General features: G+C 42.5%; 16 protein-coding genes. 8 read left to right on the top strand and 8 right to left on the bottom strand.

The genetic code is table 11. The features are described from left to right. The first annotated feature begins 34 nt into the window (after positions 1-34). Positions 35-1,069, top strand: coding sequence for an OmpA family protein (locus tag P1X15_RS09095; RefSeq protein ID WP_277337833.1), 1,035 nt, complete (start codon positions 35-37; stop codon positions 1,067-1,069). Between the two features lie 87 nt (positions 1,070-1,156). Beyond that, positions 1,157-2,353, top strand: coding sequence for an ATP-binding protein (locus P1X15_RS09090; protein ID WP_277337832.1), 1,197 nt, complete (start codon positions 1,157-1,159; stop codon positions 2,351-2,353). 157 nt (positions 2,354-2,510) lie between these two features. On the opposite strand, the gene lepB is transcribed toward P1X15_RS09090, so the two are convergent. The 5 genes from lepB to P1X15_RS09065 all read right to left on the bottom strand — a co-directional run bounded on the left by lepB (position 2,511) and on the right by P1X15_RS09065 (position 7,007). Continuing rightward, positions 2,511-3,650: a signal peptidase I gene (gene lepB / locus P1X15_RS09085; protein WP_277337831.1), complete on the bottom strand. Its 1,140-nt coding sequence runs from the start codon at positions 3,648-3,650 to the stop codon at positions 2,511-2,513. A 39-nt stretch (positions 3,651-3,689) separates the two neighbouring features. Continuing rightward, positions 3,690-4,409: a 4-hydroxy-tetrahydrodipicolinate reductase gene (gene dapB, locus P1X15_RS09080; protein WP_277337830.1), complete on the bottom strand. Its 720-nt coding sequence runs from the start codon at positions 4,407-4,409 to the stop codon at positions 3,690-3,692. A 71-nt stretch (positions 4,410-4,480) separates the two neighbouring features. Further along, positions 4,481-5,170: a DUF5683 domain-containing protein gene (locus P1X15_RS09075; RefSeq protein ID WP_277337829.1), complete on the bottom strand. Its 690-nt coding sequence runs from the start codon at positions 5,168-5,170 to the stop codon at positions 4,481-4,483. Beyond that, entirely contained in the window at positions 5,167-6,087 is a 921-nt protein-coding gene (locus P1X15_RS09070) for a ParB/RepB/Spo0J family partition protein (RefSeq protein ID WP_028666819.1), read from the bottom strand. The genes P1X15_RS09075 and P1X15_RS09070 overlap by 4 nt, the downstream gene beginning before the upstream one ends. Positions 6,088-6,203: 116 nt before the next feature. After that, complete coding sequence (locus P1X15_RS09065) at positions 6,204-7,007, bottom strand: ParA family protein (RefSeq protein ID WP_277337828.1); 804 nt, start codon at positions 7,005-7,007, stop codon at positions 6,204-6,206. 363 nt (positions 7,008-7,370) lie between these two features. Between P1X15_RS09065 and P1X15_RS09060 the strand changes: the two genes are divergently transcribed. Continuing rightward, positions 7,371-8,723, top strand: a complete 1,353-nt coding sequence (locus tag P1X15_RS09060; protein ID WP_277337827.1) for an FAD-binding protein — start codon at positions 7,371-7,373, stop codon at positions 8,721-8,723. A 69-nt stretch (positions 8,724-8,792) separates the two neighbouring features. On the opposite strand, the gene P1X15_RS09055 is transcribed toward P1X15_RS09060, so the two are convergent. Continuing rightward, the gene (locus tag P1X15_RS09055) at positions 8,793-9,119 is read right to left on the bottom strand and encodes an iron-sulfur cluster assembly accessory protein (RefSeq protein ID WP_028666816.1); all 327 of its coding nucleotides are present in this window, start codon (positions 9,117-9,119) and stop codon (positions 8,793-8,795) included. A 225-nt stretch (positions 9,120-9,344) separates the two neighbouring features. Between P1X15_RS09055 and P1X15_RS09050 the strand changes: the two genes are divergently transcribed. Beyond that, a complete protein-coding gene (locus P1X15_RS09050) occupies positions 9,345-10,409 on the top strand; it encodes a ferredoxin--NADP reductase (RefSeq protein ID WP_277337826.1) in 1,065 nt (354 codons plus the stop codon). A 62-nt stretch (positions 10,410-10,471) separates the two neighbouring features. Further along, positions 10,472-10,918: a GNAT family N-acetyltransferase gene (locus P1X15_RS09045; protein WP_277337825.1), complete on the top strand. Its 447-nt coding sequence runs from the start codon at positions 10,472-10,474 to the stop codon at positions 10,916-10,918. Positions 10,919-10,942: 24 nt separating this feature from the next. On the opposite strand, the gene P1X15_RS09040 is transcribed toward P1X15_RS09045, so the two are convergent. Beyond that, complete coding sequence (locus P1X15_RS09040) at positions 10,943-11,953, bottom strand: glycosyltransferase family 2 protein (protein WP_277337824.1); 1,011 nt, start codon at positions 11,951-11,953, stop codon at positions 10,943-10,945. 62 nt (positions 11,954-12,015) lie between these two features. Here P1X15_RS09040 and radC point away from each other — a divergent pair, with 62 nt between their 5' ends. The 3 genes from radC (at position 12,016) to P1X15_RS09025 (ending at position 14,570) form a co-directional block, all read left to right on the top strand. Beyond that, on the top strand, positions 12,016-12,720 hold the full coding sequence (gene radC, locus P1X15_RS09035) for a RadC family protein (RefSeq protein ID WP_277337823.1): 705 nt from the start codon (positions 12,016-12,018) through the stop codon (positions 12,718-12,720). An 81-nt stretch (positions 12,721-12,801) separates the two neighbouring features. Then, complete coding sequence (locus P1X15_RS09030) at positions 12,802-14,121, top strand: APC family permease (RefSeq protein ID WP_277337822.1); 1,320 nt, start codon at positions 12,802-12,804, stop codon at positions 14,119-14,121. Continuing rightward, the gene (locus tag P1X15_RS09025; protein ID WP_277338066.1) at positions 14,121-14,570 is read left to right on the top strand and encodes a DinB family protein; all 450 of its coding nucleotides are present in this window, start codon (positions 14,121-14,123) and stop codon (positions 14,568-14,570) included. Before P1X15_RS09030 ends, P1X15_RS09025 begins: the two co-directional genes overlap by 1 nt. Positions 14,571-14,651: 81 nt before the next feature. Here P1X15_RS09025 and P1X15_RS09020 read toward each other — a convergent pair whose 3' ends face one another. Then, positions 14,652-17,885, bottom strand: a complete 3,234-nt coding sequence (locus P1X15_RS09020) for a M4 family metallopeptidase (protein ID WP_277337821.1) — start codon at positions 17,883-17,885, stop codon at positions 14,652-14,654. Positions 17,886-18,060 lie beyond the last annotated feature (175 nt).

Raw genomic sequence — 18,060 nt, 5'->3', positions numbered from 1 at the left:
TAATCGATTTACTATTTCGGACAGTTTTACCTTCATGCGTTTTTGGGCTTTTTTGTTACAGGCTACCATTAGCTTTAGTTCCATTATTTTATGGGGGCAAAGTACTGTGTGGTCACAGTCTTCCAACGAATTTTCAATTCCTCAATTAAGTTCTCCTTTATCCGACCCTCTAAACGAAACGAAGATTTTGCCGCAATTAAATCTGACCAAAAACAATTTTGGAAAAGAATTGCTGGCTTTGCCCCCCTCCATGCAGATCGCTATTACAGGAAGCAAAAGGCCAATGAATCTCATCACTTGTCAGGCTTTTGACCGTCATACACGCCTTCCTATAAAAGCAATTTTTAAAATTACAACTGATGCAGGCGAATTTTTTGAAGGAATTAGTTCTGAAACAAATCTATTTCGGTTTGCCATAAGCAAAGGTTCTATGCTTCGGGTAGAGGTAATTGCAGAAGGCTACACAAAAGCTCTGGAAGATGAAAATATAGAATTAGGAGAAGACAATCGGAGTTTCAACTGTACGGCCAATCTTGTGAAAGAAACTTTGGTAACGAAGGTAGAAGATATTAAGAATCATACACAAAATATAGCTCAAGAAAGCCACGAAATTAGCAACGCCACCGTCTTAAACCCAACGCTGATTCCTGTAGAAACCATTCCGAATGCCAATATAACCCCTAAAAAAGAGGAAAACTCTTTTAGCAATCTCAATCTCGTAGTGGGCAAGCATATCAACTTAGAAAAGATATACTTTGACCAAAGTAGCTACGTCTTAAAACCCGAATCATATCCACAGTTGGATGAATTGACGGAAGTTTTGAAGCAAAACACCGCACTGAAGATAGAAATTAGTGGACACACCGATCGTATAGGTGACGCGCGGCTCAACCTTGCTTTGTCCGAAAATCGCGCTCGTGTCGTATTTAATTACCTGCTAGAAAAAGGGATTGATGCCAAACGACTAAAATACCGAGGCTATGGTCAAACCCGGCCTTTGACAACGAACCTAAAAGAGGAAGAACGAAAGAAAAATCGACGGGTAGAAGTAGTGATTTTGGAAAATTAAAGATTATTAGAGCTTTATTGGAATACAAAATGGTTTTGTACTAGAAACAAAGTTTTGTTAATTTTGTCCTCTAATGAGAACAAAAGAATGGAAAAGTTGTTTTTATTTCAAAACAGTATTTTGCAAAATACCCCTGTTGAATTTAAGAGGTATCTGTATGAGCAAGTTCCCTTTGAGAGTCGTTTGGTAGGGATTAGAGGTATTCGAGGTGTAGGCAAAACGACCCTGCTTTTGCAATACCTCAAAACCCAATCCTTAGCTACTTCCTTGTATATCACTGCCGATCACCCTTGGTTTTATCAGCATTCTCTGCTCGAAACCGCCGAAGAATGGCACAAGCAGGGAGGACGGCTGTTGGTCATTGATGAGGTACACAAATACGCTAATTGGTCGGCAGAGTTAAAAAATATCTATGATGGTCTCCCTACCATGCGGGTTTTATTTACAGCATCTTCGGCCTTAGATATTTACCGAGGTGAGGCGGATTTGAGCCGGAGAGCTTTGAGTTTTACCCTTCATGGGATGTCTTTTCGTGAATACTTGTCGCTATATCAAGTTGCTGATTTTCCGGCTTTTTCGCTCCAACACTTACTCACTAATCACCAAATGTTAGCCATGCAAATCATGGAACAACTGGAAAGCCCATTGGTTTATTTCAAAAAATACCTACAGACAGGCTATCTTCCTTTGGGTATTCAAACCACCTCTGCTCAGGAATATAGCACTCGCACTTTTCGTTTGATTGATGCCGTACTCGGATTTGATTTGGCCTTTTTACATGACTATTCAGCTTCTCACCAATCCAAAATCCGTCGTTTGTTAGGAATTTTGGCCGATGCAGTTCCTTATATCCCCAATATTCAAGAGTTAGCCACCACTTTACAAGTAAGTCGTAATACAGTATTGATGTGGCTACAACATCTAGAGCAGGGGGCTATTATTCGCAATATCCATAAAGAAGGACATGGGACATCTATGCTACAGAAACCCGATAAAATTGTACTAGAAAACACCAATTTTAATTATGTATTGGGACAAAATCCCAACGAAGGTACTTTGCGGGAAACATTCATCGCTAATCAATTGAGTAACGCGGGACATCATCTGTTTTTGGCCGACCAAGGAGATTTTATAGTAAACAACCAATTTACCTTGGAAGTGGGAGGAAAAAACAAAAAAAAGAAGCAAATCATCGGCTTATCCGATGCTTGGGTAGTCAAAGACAACATTGAGATGGGCTATACCAACGTAGTACCAATGTGGTTGTTTGGATTTTTGTATTAAAAACTGACCGTGCGGAGTAACGAAAAACAATAGAGTGGTAAAACTGAAAGTACAGTTTTACCATTCTATTGTTTTGAACTCAATTTAGTCGAAACAAGTACATCAGTCAAAAATGCCAATAAAAAGCAAATACAAGATACTGCTTAATAATCAGCACTTAATGGATAAGTCTGAAGAGTCGATTCCAACGAATTTTGTTGAGAACTGATTTGGGATTAGGATCTATCGACATCCAAATAAAGACCGCTTTGCCTACAATATGGTCGGCGGGTACAAATCCCCAAAAACGAGAATCTGCCGATTCGTAGCGGTTGTCGCCCATCATAAAATAGTAATCTTGCTTGAAAGTATAGCTTGTAATGGCTTTGCCATCAATGCTTATTTTTCCATTCGCAATCACTACTTTATCGGCGTCGTTATGATCAAAATACTTAATTACATTAGCGTACTTAGCGACATTGGCCGAGTCAAGCTGGATTGTGAGTCCTTCTTTGGGCACTTGTACTGGCCCCCAATAGTCCAGATTTTGTTTGGCCGTTACCGGAAAAAGCCCATTTTCGGTACTTGTAGAGGTATAGGGGCTTTCGTGGGTTACACTTTTGATAAAACTATGTTTTTTCAGCCCATCCACGATTTGCGGGGTTGTACGGATTTGATAAACGTACTTGCTCGTAGTAATAGAGTCGGCTGGATAAGCACTATAGGCTTGAATATCTTCATTTTCAAAAAAACGGTCATCCAACAAATCATTGGATTCTAAACGGTAAAAGAATTGAGCTCTTGGAGGAATTTCGGCTTCTTTCCCGTTGACATATACTACTGCTTTTTTGATTTCAATCACATCTCCTGCCACTCCGATACAACGTTTGATGAAGTTGGTACGCAAGTCCACTGGAAAAGCCTTGTAGCCACCATTTCCTTGAAGCGGGTCTTCGAAAGGCTCGTCGGGGTCACCGGGATAATTGAATACCACTACGTCGTTGCGCTTCACATCCGAAAAGCCCGGTAGGCGATACATCGGGAGTTGGATGAGCGTAGAGAAAGAAGGAATATTTGTCCCCCAGATGGTTTGGTGGGTAAGCGGGACTTGCAGAGGAGTGCCGGGTGTGCGAGCCCCATAATGAAGTTTACTTACAAACAGAAAATCGCCAATCAACAGGCTTTTTTCCATCGAAGAAGAAGGAATGGTATAGGCTTCTAAGAATAGCCACCGAATAAGTGTAGCTGCTACTACGGCAAATACAATCGAATCGAGCCACTCTCTAAAGGCCGACTTTTTAGGTTTGGGTTTTGACATAAATAAAATTCTTTTTTACAACGAATAACAAATAGCGAATTATCCTTCTCCAAGCATATCGTCCATACCAAAAACGCCTTGGCGAGTAGACAGCCATTCGGCGGCTATTACGGCACCCAGGGCAAATCCTTGACGACTATGGGCTACGTGCTGAATTTCGATACTATCTACTTCAGAATCGTACCGAATGATGTGGGTTCCAGGAACTTCACCTTCGCGCAAAGATACAATTGGGATTTGATTTTCGGCAACTTCGGATTGGTTAATCCACTCGGTTTTGGTAGGCAGACTTTCAATAAGCCCTTCAGCTAGCGTAATGGCCGTGCCACTAGGAGCATCAAGTTTGTGAATATGGTGAATTTCGGTCGTGTGAACATTGTACTGCGGATAATTGCCGATGAGGAGGGCGAGGTATTTGTTCAAACGAAAAAAAAGATTGACGCCAATGCTGTAATTAGAAGCATAAAAAAAAGCAGCCTTGTGTTGGAGGCAAAGCTCTTCAATTTCTGGGCGATGATGTAGCCATCCCGTAGTACCACATACGGTAGGAAGCCCCTTGCTCATACACCATTTTAGGTTTTCGTAAGCGGCTTCTGGAGCACTAAATTCAATCACGGCATCGACATTTCCGCGATTAAATGTATCTAATTCGTGGCGATTGGAGACATCAATTCTACCCACGATTTGGTGACCACGGCTCAGGGCGATTTGTTCAATCACTTTTCCCATTTTGCCATAGCCAAGCAGAAGAATATTCATTATAAACGTACTAAAAAGATGATGATAAAATATGTGATAGCTTCCTATCTAAACCAAATACCAGTGGTAATTTACTTAATCCCAATGACTAATTTTGCGCCTACAACCCCACCCGTAAACTGATTGTAACTAGCATCGGGCTGAAAACGCAGCGATATATCTTCTGACATATCAAAAGTTTTGAGGTGGGCTGCTACGTTGGCTTCTACTACGTTGAGCGCCCATACGGCCGTCAAAAGAATATAATTGAGATCTCTGTAGCGCCGATAAAATTCTTTTCCTTGGGTAATTCTATCAAGCGTTAAGGTACGGGTTATTTTCTGACCTCGCAGATATACCTCTGCTTCTGTGCGTAGCTGAGCTCCTGTTTCGGGATTGTAACTGGCAACATAAGGACCTAAAAAATCCTTATAACGTATGTCATAATATTTGATAAAGAATATCACCGTTCCGAAACCTGCATACACAAAGGGCATTTTCCAATACTGCTTGTTATAAGCTTGACCAAGCCCGGGAGCTACCAATGAATACAATGCAGCCTTGCGAGGACTGTGCTTAGTAGTAGATTTTGGCGTTTCAGCTTTGGCTACGGCACTTTTGAGGGTTTTTGTTTGGAGCGTATCTGGGCGTATCGTATCTGCTACCGCCGCTATTTTGGAGAGTCGTTTTGCCAAAGAATCGGTAGTGATTTGCTGTGCCTTCACCCCCAATGCTCCTATCCCTAACCACAACAAACCTATGATGATACCTAGCTTTTTCAAGACTCAAATTTTAGCACTTTTAAGATACGGTCTAGCTCATCTTGTGAGGTAAAGGGGATTTTGATTTCTCCTTTTTGTTTGTCATCGGTTTTGATTGACACTTTGGCTCCAAAATAAGACGAAAGTTTAAACTGTAACGAACGAATCTCCTGTTTCAATGCAGTGGGGCGGCGATCTTTGCTATTGGTGTCTTCGTTGTTGAGTTTGAGGGCTTGTACTGCTTCTTCTACCTTACGAACCGACCACGCCTCTTCGATAGTTTTGCGGAAGATTTTGAGTTGCACTTCAGGGTTTTCGATATTGATGATTGCCCGTGCGTGCCCCATTGTGATTTGGTCATCCCGCAAAGATGCCTGTATCATTGGAGGGAGTTTCAAGAGGCGAATGTAGTTGTTGACCGTAGTTCGATTTTTACCTACCCGTTCTCCCAATTCTTCTTGTTTGAGTCCACAGTCTGAAATCAATCGCTGATAACTTAGCGCAATCTCTATGGCGTTAAGGTTTTCACGTTGGATGTTTTCAATAAGGGCCATTTCCAGCATTTGCTGGTCGTTGGCGGTACGGATATAAGTAGGAATATGAGTAAGGCCGGCGAGCTTCGATGCTTGAAGACGGCGCTCTCCCGAAATTAACTGATAGCGGTCACGCCCAATCTGACGTACCGTAATGGGCTGAATAATGCCCTGAACACGAATCGATTCGGCTAGTTCGTTGAGGGCATCTTCATCAAAACGAGTACGGGGCTGATAGGGATTGGTATCTATCTGCTCGACGTGAATCTCGGTCATCATGCTCACGTTTTCGTAAGGAGAAGGGCGAGTAGAGCGATTTACGTTGTCGCTATCATGGAGCAATGCCCCTAAGCCTCGTCCCAAACCAGTCATTTTTTTTGGAGCAACTTTTCCGATATTTTCCATGTCATATTGAATGTTTATAGATTGTGGAAATTTTAGAGCTATCTAAAATTCTTCTATCTCAACTACTGAAAATCATTTTTAAAAAATCGGCTATTAGCCAAAAAGCCTACTTCAAACTAGTGGCTTTTTCGGGCGATTTGTTCGTCTTGTTCAAGCAGCCCGTTTTTGCTCAAAATCTCCCGAGCCAAATTAAGATAACTAATCGCCCCTTTGCTGTCGGAGTCTTGGGCGATGGTAGGTACACCATAGCTAGGAGATTCGCTCAGGCGTACATTGCGCGGGATGATGGTATTGAATACCATGTGTTTAAAATGAGCCGTTACTTCGTTTACTACTTGATTGGATAGACGAACCCGCATATCGTACATGGTAAGTAAAATACCCTCAATAGCTAGGTTGGTATTGAGACGTGTCTGAATAATCTTGATGGTATTAAGGAGTTTTCCAAGACCTTCCAACGCAAAATATTCACACTGTACAGGCACAATCACCGAGTCGGCGGCGGTGAGGCTGTTGATGGTAATCAAGCCCAAAGAAGGCGAGCAGTCAATCACCACAAAGTCATAATCATCTTTGATAGGGCGTAATGCTTCCTTCATTTTCTCTTCGCGATTTTTGAGATTGATCATCTCAATCTCCGCACCTACCAAGTCGATGTGGGAAGGAAGCAAATACAAATTCTCAAAAGTAGTTTCTACGATGGCATCTTGAGGAATCACCCCCTCTACCATACATTCATAGATACTGTACTCAATTTCTTTGGGGTTGAAACCCAATCCTGAGGTTGAATTTGCCTGAGGGTCAGCGTCTACAATTAAAGTTTTATAGTCCAATACTGCCAAACTTGCCGCTAAGTTGATTGCAGTGGTTGTCTTTCCAACGCCGCCTTTTTGATTGGCTATAGCTATGATTTTGCCCATTGTTGTTAGGTTTATCGCCTTCAAATATCCGTCTTTATTCGGAATAACCCAAAATGTTCCACGTAAAATTTGTTAAATGTTTCACGAAACTTTAATAAATACCAAATCCTAACCAAGTTAGATAGAAACCACAAGACCTATATCTGACTATTTATCAAAACAAAAGAGGAGATTTTGCGGTAATATTCCTTACTTTTATTGTACTAAACTCTTAATTATACTTCTTTATTCCTCTTTTTAAGAAATGATTAAATTTTTGATTAATAGGCATATGCTTCCACTCATCTTCTTAAAACCACATTGTGAGGCTGAAATATTTAAGGGATTAAATGAGTATCTATTGGTTGAAAAATGAAACTACTTATGAATAAGCGAACTTTTCTTAAAACCTCATCCGTTCTGATTACTGGAAGTATGCTATCCAATCTCATGGCCTGTAAAGAAAAGGCCACTCCTCGTACCAATTGGGCTGGGAATCTCACCTACAGCACCGACAATTTATATACTCCCCAAAGCGTGAGTGAGCTTCAAGAGCTTATCAAAAAATGTAAAAAAGTGCGAGGCCTTGGCACTAAGCACTGCTTCAATACCATCGCGGATAGTCCCGAAAACCAAATTTCTACGGCAGCTTTCAACAAAATCTTATCGCTTGATAAAGACAACCATACTGTCACCGTAGAAGCGGGTATCAAGTACGGTGAGCTTTGTAAATATCTAGATGATAATGGCTATGCTCTGCACAATTTGGCCTCTTTGCCTCATATTTCGGTAGCTGGTGCGTGCGCTACTTCTACGCATGGCTCGGGGCTGCGAAATGGAAGCTTAGCCACGGGAGTGGTTGCTCTAGAAATGGTAAACGGCAAAGGCGAAATCGTGAATCTTTCGCGTGACAAAGACGGGGATGAATTTTTTGGCGCAGTAGTAGGCTTAGGAGCATTGGGAATTGTCACCAAAATGACGCTTGCCTTACAGCCTACTTTTAAAATGAAGCAAGTCGTATACCAAAATATGCCGATGAGTGCGCTTGAGAAAGATTTTGAGCAGATCATGTCGAGTGGATACAGCGTGAGTTTATTCACGGATTGGACCCGTCAAAACATCAGCGAAGTATGGATTAAAAGCAAAGCAGCAGAGATGAAAGAAGTAGCTCCCGAATTTTTTGGTGCTACATTGGCTACCAAGCATCTTCACCCTATCGAAGCGCTAGATGCCGTAAACTGTACCGAACAAATGGGAGTAGAAGGGCCGTGGTACGAACGGATGCCTCATTTTAAAATGGGATTTACGCCAAGCAGTGGCAAAGAGTTGCAATCTGAATATTTTGTGGCTTTTGAACATGCTTATGCGGGATTGCTTGCTATCGAAAAATTGCACGAGAAAGTCTCGCCTCATTTGCTAATCACCGAAATCAGGGCTATTGCCGAAGATGATTTGTGGATGAGTCCTTTTTACAAAAAAACATGCGTGGCTTTTCACTTTACTTGGAAGCAAGAGGTAGAAGAAGTAACCCAATTGCTCCCTCTTATTGAAGAAGCTTTGGCACCCTATGAGCCTCGGCCTCACTGGGGAAAACTCTTTCGACTCAAACCCTCGGTGCTTCAATATCGCATCCAAAAACTAACCGATTTTAAAAATCTGATGGCTAAACATGACCCCGAAGGAAAATTTAGGAATGAATTTATAGACCTGAATCTTTTTGAAGAAAGTCAGGCTTAAAAAGAAAGCGTCTTGCCCGTTTGAGCAAGACGCTTTCTTTTTTCACTTTCAATTATATTGTCAGGAGACCTATACCGCGAAGCTTTCGCCACAGCCACATGTACGAGTAGCGTTGGGATTCACAAACTGAAACCCTTTGCCATTGAGCCCGTCTGAGAAGTCTAATACAGTCCCTGCCAAATAAAGAATACTTTTTTTGTCAACGACGATTTTAATGCCTTTGTCTTCAAACTCCATATCAGTGGGTAGTTTTGAACTGTCAAACTCAAGGTTGTACATCAACCCTGAGCACCCTCCACCTACCACACCTACCCGAATATGGTTTTCGTCCGTTTTGCCTTCTACTTGGCGAAGTTCCAAAATTTTGTCTTTGGCTTTGTCAGTTACCGTTACCATTGCGATGAGTTATATTTTAATGTTTATAGCTGATAGTGTTCAAAACTATGAGTGAATAAACGGATGTTTTGTTTCAATAAATAGCTATCCTTAAAACCAAACCCTTCTTTCAAAAGTTTCATTATGAGAGTCAGTTGGCTTGGTTTTTTCGGAAGAGAGACTGAGTTAGAAAACAAATCGTACCTTTGTCGGTTAGAAAACTTAGGAGAATATATCTACAAAAGCATGTCTGTCAAATATTATCATCTCAAGGTAAAAGAAGTAATCAAGGAAACGCCAGAAGCAGTTACCATTTCGTTTTGGCATCCTTTAAGTGAAATGATTAAGTACCATCCGGGGCAGTTTCTGACGTTGATTGTGAGTCCAGAAGGACAAAAAGTAAGGCGTTCGTATTCGATGTGTAGTTCACCTCATATGGATACCGCTCCGGCCGTAACGGTAAAGCGAGTGCCCGGAGGCTTGGTCTCTAATTGGTTGATTGACCACATCAAAGAGGGAGATTTTATAGAAGTAATGGAACCCATGGGGCATTTTATGGTGCAGCCTGATGCTCGCAATGCCCGTACGGTAGTATTGATAGGAGCGGGTAGTGGTATTACACCGCTGATTTCGATGGCTAAGTCTATTCTGAAAGTGGAAGCCGACAGCAGAGTGATTTTATTGTATGGTAATCGCCACGAAAACAGTATCATATTTAAGGACAAATTGGAAGAATTAGTAACCCAATTTGCGGGGCGTTTTGAAATAAAACATATATTGAGCCAACCGTTGGGAGAATGGCAAGGAGCAGCGGGCCGTTTGAACCAATCCCAAATTCTGAAGTTTTTGGAAGAAATCTCTGATTTACAACCAAATCAAGCCGAATATTACCTATGTGGTCCTGAAGGTCTGATGGAGGAAGCCAAGAGTGCTTTAGCAATCTTGAAAGTAAATCCTGATTTGATTCATAAAGAAAGTTTTATCACATCACATACCCACGGAGAGGTGACCGAACAAGAGGATGATGGCAGTCTCAAGACCCAAGAAGTGACCGTGTTGTACGAAGGATCCGAATATAAATTTACGGTAGAGCCTCATCAAACAGTGTTGGAGGCTGCATTGGAGATGGATATAGATTTGCCCTATTCGTGCCAAGCAGGAATGTGTACGGCATGTATGGGTAAGTGTATCTCTGGAAAGGTTCATTTGGATGAAGACGACGGGCTTACTAAGTCGGAATTGGCGGCTGGGTACATTCTCACTTGTGTGGCGCACCCTCTTTCAAAGGATGTGGTGATAGAAATAGAATAAGTCAATGCCATAGGTTGGCACTTTTTTTGTCTTTTTTTGATTGAACGATTCAAGCATATACCATGGAAATTGTAATACGCCCTTATGAGTTGAGCGACCGCACTATTTTGGAAGAGATTTTTATGTTGAATACCCCAAAATATTTTGCCCCCGAAGAACTCGGCGATTTCTTAGAATATTTAGACTTATTTGGCGATGACTATGTAGTAGCTGCGATTGATGGACAGATTGTGGGAGGCGGTGGCTACTGGATTCGTGAGTCTGATCAGCAAGGAGGCCTGTCATGGGCTTTTTTACATCCTGATTCTCAGGGTACTGGCGTAGGGAAAGCCTTGGCGGTTTATCGTATTGACAAAATCAAAGCTTCGGGAAAAGCTAAGACCATCATGGTCGAGACCTCACAACATTCGTTTGGTTTTTACGAAAAATTTGGCTTTAAACTAGTGGGGCAGGAGTCAGATTATTGGGCTCCGGGTATAGATTTGTATTCGGCAGTATTAGATTTATAGAGAATATTAAGTCGTAGAGTATCCCTATGAGGGGTATTCTACGGCTGCGCCTGTTTCGCGATGGGTTTTGGGTTCAAAGAGTCGTCGCATACCTTCTTGCAAGAAACCAATACCGTAGCCAAACAATTGTACAAAGGCCGCACAAACACTCAAGACTCCTACTTGCACACTGCCAGATTGGCGGGTCGCATCTATATAAAGCAGGCTTACATACAAGGCCAAGAAGCCAATTCCAGCATACAAAAGCCAAGGGTGAATCAATCCTAGGAAAGGAATACTCACGCAGCCAAGGGTGAAAAGCAACGGAAAAGCGTGTACTAGTTTTAATTCTTTGGGATAAAACCGACCAATGTTGATACGGGCGCGTCCGAAAAATTTCAATTGGCGAAAAAAAGCCCCAAATCCTGTACGGCGTTTGTGATAAATAAAAGCTTCTGGAATCAACGCCGACTTGAAACCAAGTGTAAGAGCCGAGATGCTAAAAATGATATCTTCGCCCATGCGGCTGATTTGAAATCCACCTGTACGTTTCCAAACCTCCCGCGATAGGCCCATGTTGAAACTTCTGGGATGAAAAGTACCACCAAGATTGTTTTTTTTACCTCTGATTCCTCCCGTTGTAAAGAGAGATGTCATCGAATAACTGATAGCTTTTTGGATAGGGGTAAAACTTGGATGGTCGGTGTCGGGGCCACCGTATAGGTCTACATACTGAGTGTTGAGTCGAGTATCGACGATTTGGAGGTAGTTGGATTCTAATAAAGCATCTGAATCCAGCAAAATGAAGTAATCTCCTTTGGCGCGTTCAAATCCATAATTTCTGGCAAAACCTTGCCCGCCATTTTCCTTGTAGAAATAATAAATTTCAAGTGTTTTTGCAAAAGAAGTCACTACTTGGTCGCATTTGATGCGTGAACCATCTTCTACAATAATGACCTCAAAGTTTTTGAAAGTCTGCTGTGCTAGGCAATTCAGTAGCTCAGCTAACTCATCGGGACGGTTATAAACAGGAATAATGATGCTGTATTTGCGCATGATTTGCTTTGATTTCGGCAGCAAGTTAGTATTTTTACCCCGAACGACATCTATGAGATACCATGACAAACGACGATTACTTATCTTCTAGAAAAATCCTGAGCTGGGCCGAAGAAGACCGCCCACGCGAAAAATTGATGTTGAAAGGCAAAGCGGCGCTTTCTGATGCAGAGTTGATTGCGATTTTGATTGGGTCGGGTACGGTGGAGTTGTCGGCGGTAGATTTGGCCAAAGTAATTTTGCAAAAAGCAGGCAATAACCTAAACGAATTGGCTAAACTTTCTCTCAAAGATTTAACTAAAATACGGGGCATTGGCGAAGCCAAAGGGATTACGATAATGGCGGCGCTGGAATTGGGGCGCCGTCGCAAAGAAAGTGAAGTAGTACGTAAACCTCGCATCACAAGTTCGAGAGATTGCTATGAGCAGCTTCGGCCTTATTTGCTGGATTTGTCGCACGAAGAGTTTTGGGTATTGCTCCTCAATCGCGCCAATGAAATCATTCGGCCCGTGCAGATAAGCCAAGGGGGAGTGTCGGGTACAGTGGCTGATTCTAAAATTATTTTTAAAGCAGCGATTGAGCATTTGGCGAGTGGGATGATATTGGCTCATAATCACCCCTCGGGCAATCTACGCCCTAGTGAGGCCGACAAAGACCTTACAAGGCGTATATGTGCTGCGGGCAAGCTGCTTGATATTCCAGTGTTAGACCATTTGATATTTGCGGATACTGGCTATTTTAGTTTTATGGATGAAGGACTACTCTAAAACCCTTGTTTTGGATAATACTTTTTCCGCCCCCAAAAGCAACAAACCTAACTACCTTCCCTTTTTAATTTACCTTTCTTCATGTCGGATCAACTTAAAAAACAAATTACTCTTTTTAGCCTTACGATGATTGCTGTGGGGTCGAGCATTGGCTCAGGGATATTCCGGACGCCTTCGGAGATTGCGGGCTATTTGCCCACTACAGGATGGATGCTTGCGGTGTGGGTGGCAGGCGGTTTGGTGGCTTTGTGTGGTGCTTTGACCTTCGCAGAGATTGCTTCTATTTTTCCAAAAGCGGGTGGGTTTTATGTGTTTTTGAAGGAAGCTTTTGGCGAGCTTCCCGCTTTTTTATACAGTTGGTCGATGTTATTGGTTATTAACACAGGCTCTTTGGCAGCACTTACTTTGGTTTTTACTTCTTACCTCAATGAGCTGATTCCCATGTCTGAGTCCATACAGCTTGTGGTGGCCGTTGGCACTATTGCTTTGTTGACCCTCATGAATGTACTGGGAGTGAAGTGGGGAGGGGTATTTGCGTCAGTTTTTACCTTGGCCAAACTGATAGGGATTGCAGTGGTGGTAGTGATAGGACTCATAGCGGGTGTAAATGCGGTGGATATTACTGATTTTTCGTGGAGTAGCAATGCCGAAAATTTACCGCTGGTATCGTCTTTTGGTTTGGCGTTGATTGGGGTGGCGTTTTCGTATGGTGGTTATCAACATGCCACTTTTATTGCGGCGGAGGTCAAAGATGCCAATCGGCTAGTACCACGTGCCATGCTGTTGGGAATCGGAATTGTGTGTTTGGCGTATTTGAGTGTCAATTTTGCTTATTTGAAACTCATTCCTATCGAACAAATCGCTGCTTCAAAAGGCGTAGCTTCCGAAGCAGTAGGAAGTGTATGGGGATGGGGCGCGAAGTTTATTTCTTTTTTGATTGTATTGTCGGTCTTGGGTACGATTGGTATTTATATTCTGACGGCACCCCGTATTTACTTTGCTATGGCCCAAGATGGCCTGTTTTTTAAACAATTTGCCGAGATTCATCCGCGTTATCAGACTCCTTTTTGGGCAATTATTTTCCAGTCTTTTTGGACAATCCTGCTGCTTGTTTTTTGGAAAACATTCTCCAATCTTATCACTTATGTAGTGTTTGTGGATACTGCTTTTTTCTTCCTGACGGCGGCTACCATTTTTAAATTTAGGAAACAAGGGTTAGCGCGCAATTATAGCACCTTAGCTTATCCTGTTACACCTTTGATTTTCATGGGTTTATCGGCATTTGTGGTGGTCAATACCCTCATTGAAAAGCCCGAACAAGCTTTGGCGGGATTATTCTTTTTGGGATTAGGAGGCTTGGCTTTTTTGTATTTTAAAAGAAAAAGAGATACACAATCATGATGATGACCCAAACTTTAATCACCCTTTTTGAAAGAGACCTAAACGAGCTCAAAGAGGAGCTTTGGGCTTATCAATCTGAAGAAAATATCTGGAAAGTAGAAGGCAATATCGCCAATTCGGCGGGCAACTTGGTATTGCATCTGATTGGAAATTTGAATACTTATATCGGGGCCGGAATAGGCAAAACGGGCTATGTACGCAACCGACCTTTGGAGTTTAGTGACAAGAATGTGCCAAGAACCAAACTACTCAAAGATATTGATGATATTATTCAGGTGATTAAAGAAACTCTTCCAAGATTATCGACAGAGGATTTTGAAGAAGAGTATCCGATTTTGGTCTTTGATAAAAAAACTTCAACTGGATATTTCCTTACTCATTTGGTAGCACATTTGGCGTATCACCTAGGGCAAGTAAATTATCATCGCCGATTGTTGGATGAAAGGTAAAAGCATAATAGGCCTTCCAAGTTTCTGAAACTTGGAAGATCTATTATGGTATAATGACCCATCTAAGTTGTGGCTATTTCTCTATTGCTTGACGATTTTTTGTTGTAAAACTCCTTCGTTTGTCTCAATAGAAAGGATGTAAGTCCCCGTATTTAAGTGCTTTAAATTGAGGTTGGTCTCCTGAAAAGGTACCTGATAAGATTGTGGTAAGAGCACTTTTCCGTTGATATCAATCAATCGTAAAGAGTGAGCTTGAAGCTTGGAGGGGAGTTTGATTCGCACCTCATCCACGGCGGGATTAGGATATACTTCTAAAGCCTCCGTAGTGGTAATCGGGGCGCTCAAAACAGGTATCACTTTAAATGACCGCTCTGCCGTAGCAATAGGATAGAAAGGACGCTCAGGATTGGTATAAGCTTTGATTGTTACGGTACCTGCCCCAGTCATAGTTAGCTTATTTCCATTGATTTGAGCGGGCCCAGAAACCACCACAAAAGATACAGCGTCGCCGTTGGAAGCTGTAGCGCGAAGATCAAAGGGACCTTCATATTCAAATTTATCGGCAATCGCCGTAAAATTGATTGTGGGCAATTGGCGAGTACCTTGTGACACCCAAAGCGGCCAAGTGGCATTGTTGAGGATTGTTGTAGGGCTGGTTTTACCCGTAATTTTGTCCGCTTCTACACCTGCTACGGCTACTGTTTGCGTAGTTCCACTTCCTTTAGTAGTAAATACCACTCGGTCATCAAGTCGAGAGTAGTCAGGGTAGCCGATGGTATTGTTGTTGGCAATGGCATTGACATTACCTTTTTCTAAATCCACGCCTAAAATACCGTACTCATTACTGGGTTCATATATATAATCGAAGGCCAAAATAGCCGTTGAGTTTTTGGCGAAAGCAGGATTACCGATGCTCTCTCCCGCATCTAGGTTATTGAACAGTTTTTGGATGTTGCCATCGGCAAAATCTTGTTTGACTGCGTCCCAAACCCTAATAAAACCCACATCCCAGTAATTGATAGAGGTGGCGTTGGAAGTATTGAGTTGATTGAATGCATCATAAACGAGGTATTCGCCGGAGGCATCCCATTCCAAACCATCAGCATACTGGACATCCCCCGTACTTACACCACTGGTATAGGTAGGATTGTAGAGTTTGAATCTGACCCATTTTTTGAGGTCAAAACTATAAACATAAATCGTCTTGTCGGCTTGGTTGGTGAGAGCGGCAAGTTTGCGTCCATCTTTCGAGATGGCGACTTTGTTCCAGATAGTTTCGTCCGAAATCAATGATTCTTCGGCTGTTCCGGTTAAGCTAATGGCGCGTATACGGCGGTCGTTGTTGACCACGTAGGCATATTTTCCGTCGTCGGTTACGCTAGGGCGATTGATGATAGGGCGGGTTGATTTTACGGTGATATTTCCGCCAGTGGTTGAAGTCGAATATAATTTTTGATCAGAACCATACACAAGCAAGAAGTCTTGGCCAGTGTTGGTGGGTAAAGTAGTGGGTTTCTGTGGTGTTTGGGTATTGGATTCGGTAATCCCCACTTGATCAAAGGCATTGCGGGCGGCAGTTGTTTCCGAGGAGTTTGCTCCAAAAAGGTCAGTAGTGGCTTTGATGACGGCTATTCTTAAATCAATGAATTTGGAAAATCGGGTGAGATAAGTGGTCATTGCTCGGAAATACACTTTTTCTGCTTTGTCTTTGCCCACGTTGGCACTGTTGGCAAACAGAAAAAACGCGTGATTAGGAATACCGCTATTAATATGTACGCCACCGTTGTCTTTGGTTGTATTTACGTACTGACTCATGTTGCGAGGCTGATAGCCGTTGGTGTTGATACCACTCTGATTGGGGTTTGATAAATCGCGCAAAGCACCAGAAGGGAAGCTACTTTTTTTGACTACCGATTCGCCGATTGTCCAATTGGTACGGTCTACCAATACGCCAAATATATCGGCTATTGATTCATTAATAGCACCTGACTGACCTTGATATTCTAATTTGGCGGTATTTTCAATGACACCGTGGGTCATCTCGTGAGCGGCTACGTCGAGTCCACCGGCTAGGGGACTAAAAGCGGTCGAGCCATTGCCGTAGGCCATGATGCCGCCATTCCAGAAGGCATTGTCCATGTCTTTGCCGTCTTCGTCACGCATATTAATGACCGAAATCACCGTGCCGCCTTTGCCATCGAGCGAGTTTCGTTTGTGAACTTGATTGAAATAATTGTAAGCTATGCCAGCATTGTGATGAGCCGATACCGCCAGAGGCGACCAAGTATTGTTGGAGGAAGTAACTTGCCAAAGTGAGATATCGTCAGCTTTTGAGTTGCGAGCGTCTACTGTCCAGATGCCTCCAATAGGGTCATCGGGGATTTTAGAGAGGCTATTGTTGAACATAGGCTTAGTCGCATCCAACAAAAAATAAGTGGTACCTTTCAAATAAGCATTGACTGTTTGATTTACCCCATTCAAGTCACGAGCCGTAGCCTTGACAGGGCCATCCAAAGCACATGTATGGTTGGTTTTGGAGAGTATTTCGCCCGTATGGGCATCCACAAAATAGTTCCAACGTTCGATAAAGTTGGGGCGAACTACCATGTGCCAAGCCAAATGAGCCACTTGAGGGGAGGTTTCGGGATGGTAAACTACCAGCTCGGTTTCAGCGATTTGTTTTTTCAAAATGCTCAATTCGCCTTTACTTAGTTCTCGTACAATTGTTTCTTGTTTTAGGTCGGCAAGGGCATACTGAGTCGCATCTTGTAGAGAGAGAGTAGGGGTGATTTTACTTAAAATAGGTGATTTGAAATGTTGTCCATTTATACTCGTAAACTGGTTGTTTTGAAGATGAAGAATCAGCTCCCCACCGTAGACGGGTACACCTTGGTGATGCTGTTGGAGACGGATATGGGTCTGTTTTAATTCATCTTCTTCGATAGTAGTTATGTCCAATTCTTCTTCAGGGCGCTGTAGCTGGAGCAGTGGCTTTAGTTGTGAAACATACCCAAGAGCAGCCAAAGAGAGTGCGGCTCTTCCTTTGGTATTTGTATTGATAGCTTGACGATATTCGATAAAAACAGCCACCCCAGAGGAGTCTCTTACGACCTTAGCCAATAGCGGTCGTGGCGAAACAGAAGCTACCCGTGCCGATTTTTTTAGGGCGCGTTGTCCGTCAATTTGTGTGGTATTTTTGAGAGAGGAAGGTAGTTCCTGCGGAGTGCCTTTGCGAGGTTTTTGTTCAGTGAAATTGGTCTGAGCCCATGAGCAAAATTGCAATGACACTAAGCATACAGTAAAATATAATTTCATGGTTTCGAAGTTTTGGACAAGAAAGGTATTATATATTTTGCTAAGAAGAGAGTAGCTTTTATTTAAAGGGAAAACTTTTTATTTAAGAGGGAGATTTTACTCATGGCTTTTTTGGAGAGAATGAGGGAGTCTAAATAATGCTTAAGAACGCTTTGATTGTCAGAAGGTTATTTTA

It is taken from the genome of Runella sp. MFBS21, from assembly GCF_029433105.1.
In the GTDB taxonomy this organism is placed as follows: Bacteria; Bacteroidota; Bacteroidia; order Cytophagales; family Spirosomataceae; genus Runella.
This window is presented reverse-complemented; position numbering and strand designations above follow the sequence as displayed.

Excerpts from the sequence above, each read along its gene's own strand:
- dapB (WP_277337830.1), bottom strand. The coding sequence starts at position 4,409 with ATGAATATTCTTCTGCTTGGCTATGGCAAAATGGGAAAAGTGATTGAA.
- P1X15_RS09020 (WP_277337821.1), bottom strand. The coding sequence starts at position 17,885 with ATGAAATTATATTTTACTGTATGCTTAGTGTCATTGCAATTTTGCTCA.
- P1X15_RS09070 (WP_028666819.1), bottom strand. The coding sequence starts at position 6,087 with ATGGAAAATATCGGAAAAGTTGCTCCAAAAAAAATGACTGGTTTGGGA.
- P1X15_RS09060 (WP_277337827.1), top strand. The coding sequence starts at position 7,371 with ATGAATAAGCGAACTTTTCTTAAAACCTCATCCGTTCTGATTACTGGA.
- P1X15_RS09030 (WP_277337822.1), top strand. The coding sequence starts at position 12,802 with ATGTCGGATCAACTTAAAAAACAAATTACTCTTTTTAGCCTTACGATG.
- P1X15_RS09095 (WP_277337833.1), top strand. The coding sequence starts at position 35 with ATGCGTTTTTGGGCTTTTTTGTTACAGGCTACCATTAGCTTTAGTTCC.
- P1X15_RS09025 (WP_277338066.1), top strand. The coding sequence starts at position 14,121 with ATGATGACCCAAACTTTAATCACCCTTTTTGAAAGAGACCTAAACGAG.
- P1X15_RS09040 (WP_277337824.1), bottom strand. The coding sequence starts at position 11,953 with ATGCGCAAATACAGCATCATTATTCCTGTTTATAACCGTCCCGATGAG.
- P1X15_RS09090 (WP_277337832.1), top strand. The coding sequence starts at position 1,157 with ATGGAAAAGTTGTTTTTATTTCAAAACAGTATTTTGCAAAATACCCCT.
- P1X15_RS09045 (WP_277337825.1), top strand. The coding sequence starts at position 10,472 with ATGGAAATTGTAATACGCCCTTATGAGTTGAGCGACCGCACTATTTTG.
- P1X15_RS09065 (WP_277337828.1), bottom strand. The coding sequence starts at position 7,007 with ATGGGCAAAATCATAGCTATAGCCAATCAAAAAGGCGGCGTTGGAAAG.
- P1X15_RS09055 (WP_028666816.1), bottom strand. The coding sequence starts at position 9,119 with ATGGTAACGGTAACTGACAAAGCCAAAGACAAAATTTTGGAACTTCGC.
- lepB (WP_277337831.1), bottom strand. The coding sequence starts at position 3,650 with ATGTCAAAACCCAAACCTAAAAAGTCGGCCTTTAGAGAGTGGCTCGAT.
- P1X15_RS09050 (WP_277337826.1), top strand. The coding sequence starts at position 9,345 with ATGTCTGTCAAATATTATCATCTCAAGGTAAAAGAAGTAATCAAGGAA.
- radC (WP_277337823.1), top strand. The coding sequence starts at position 12,016 with ATGACAAACGACGATTACTTATCTTCTAGAAAAATCCTGAGCTGGGCC.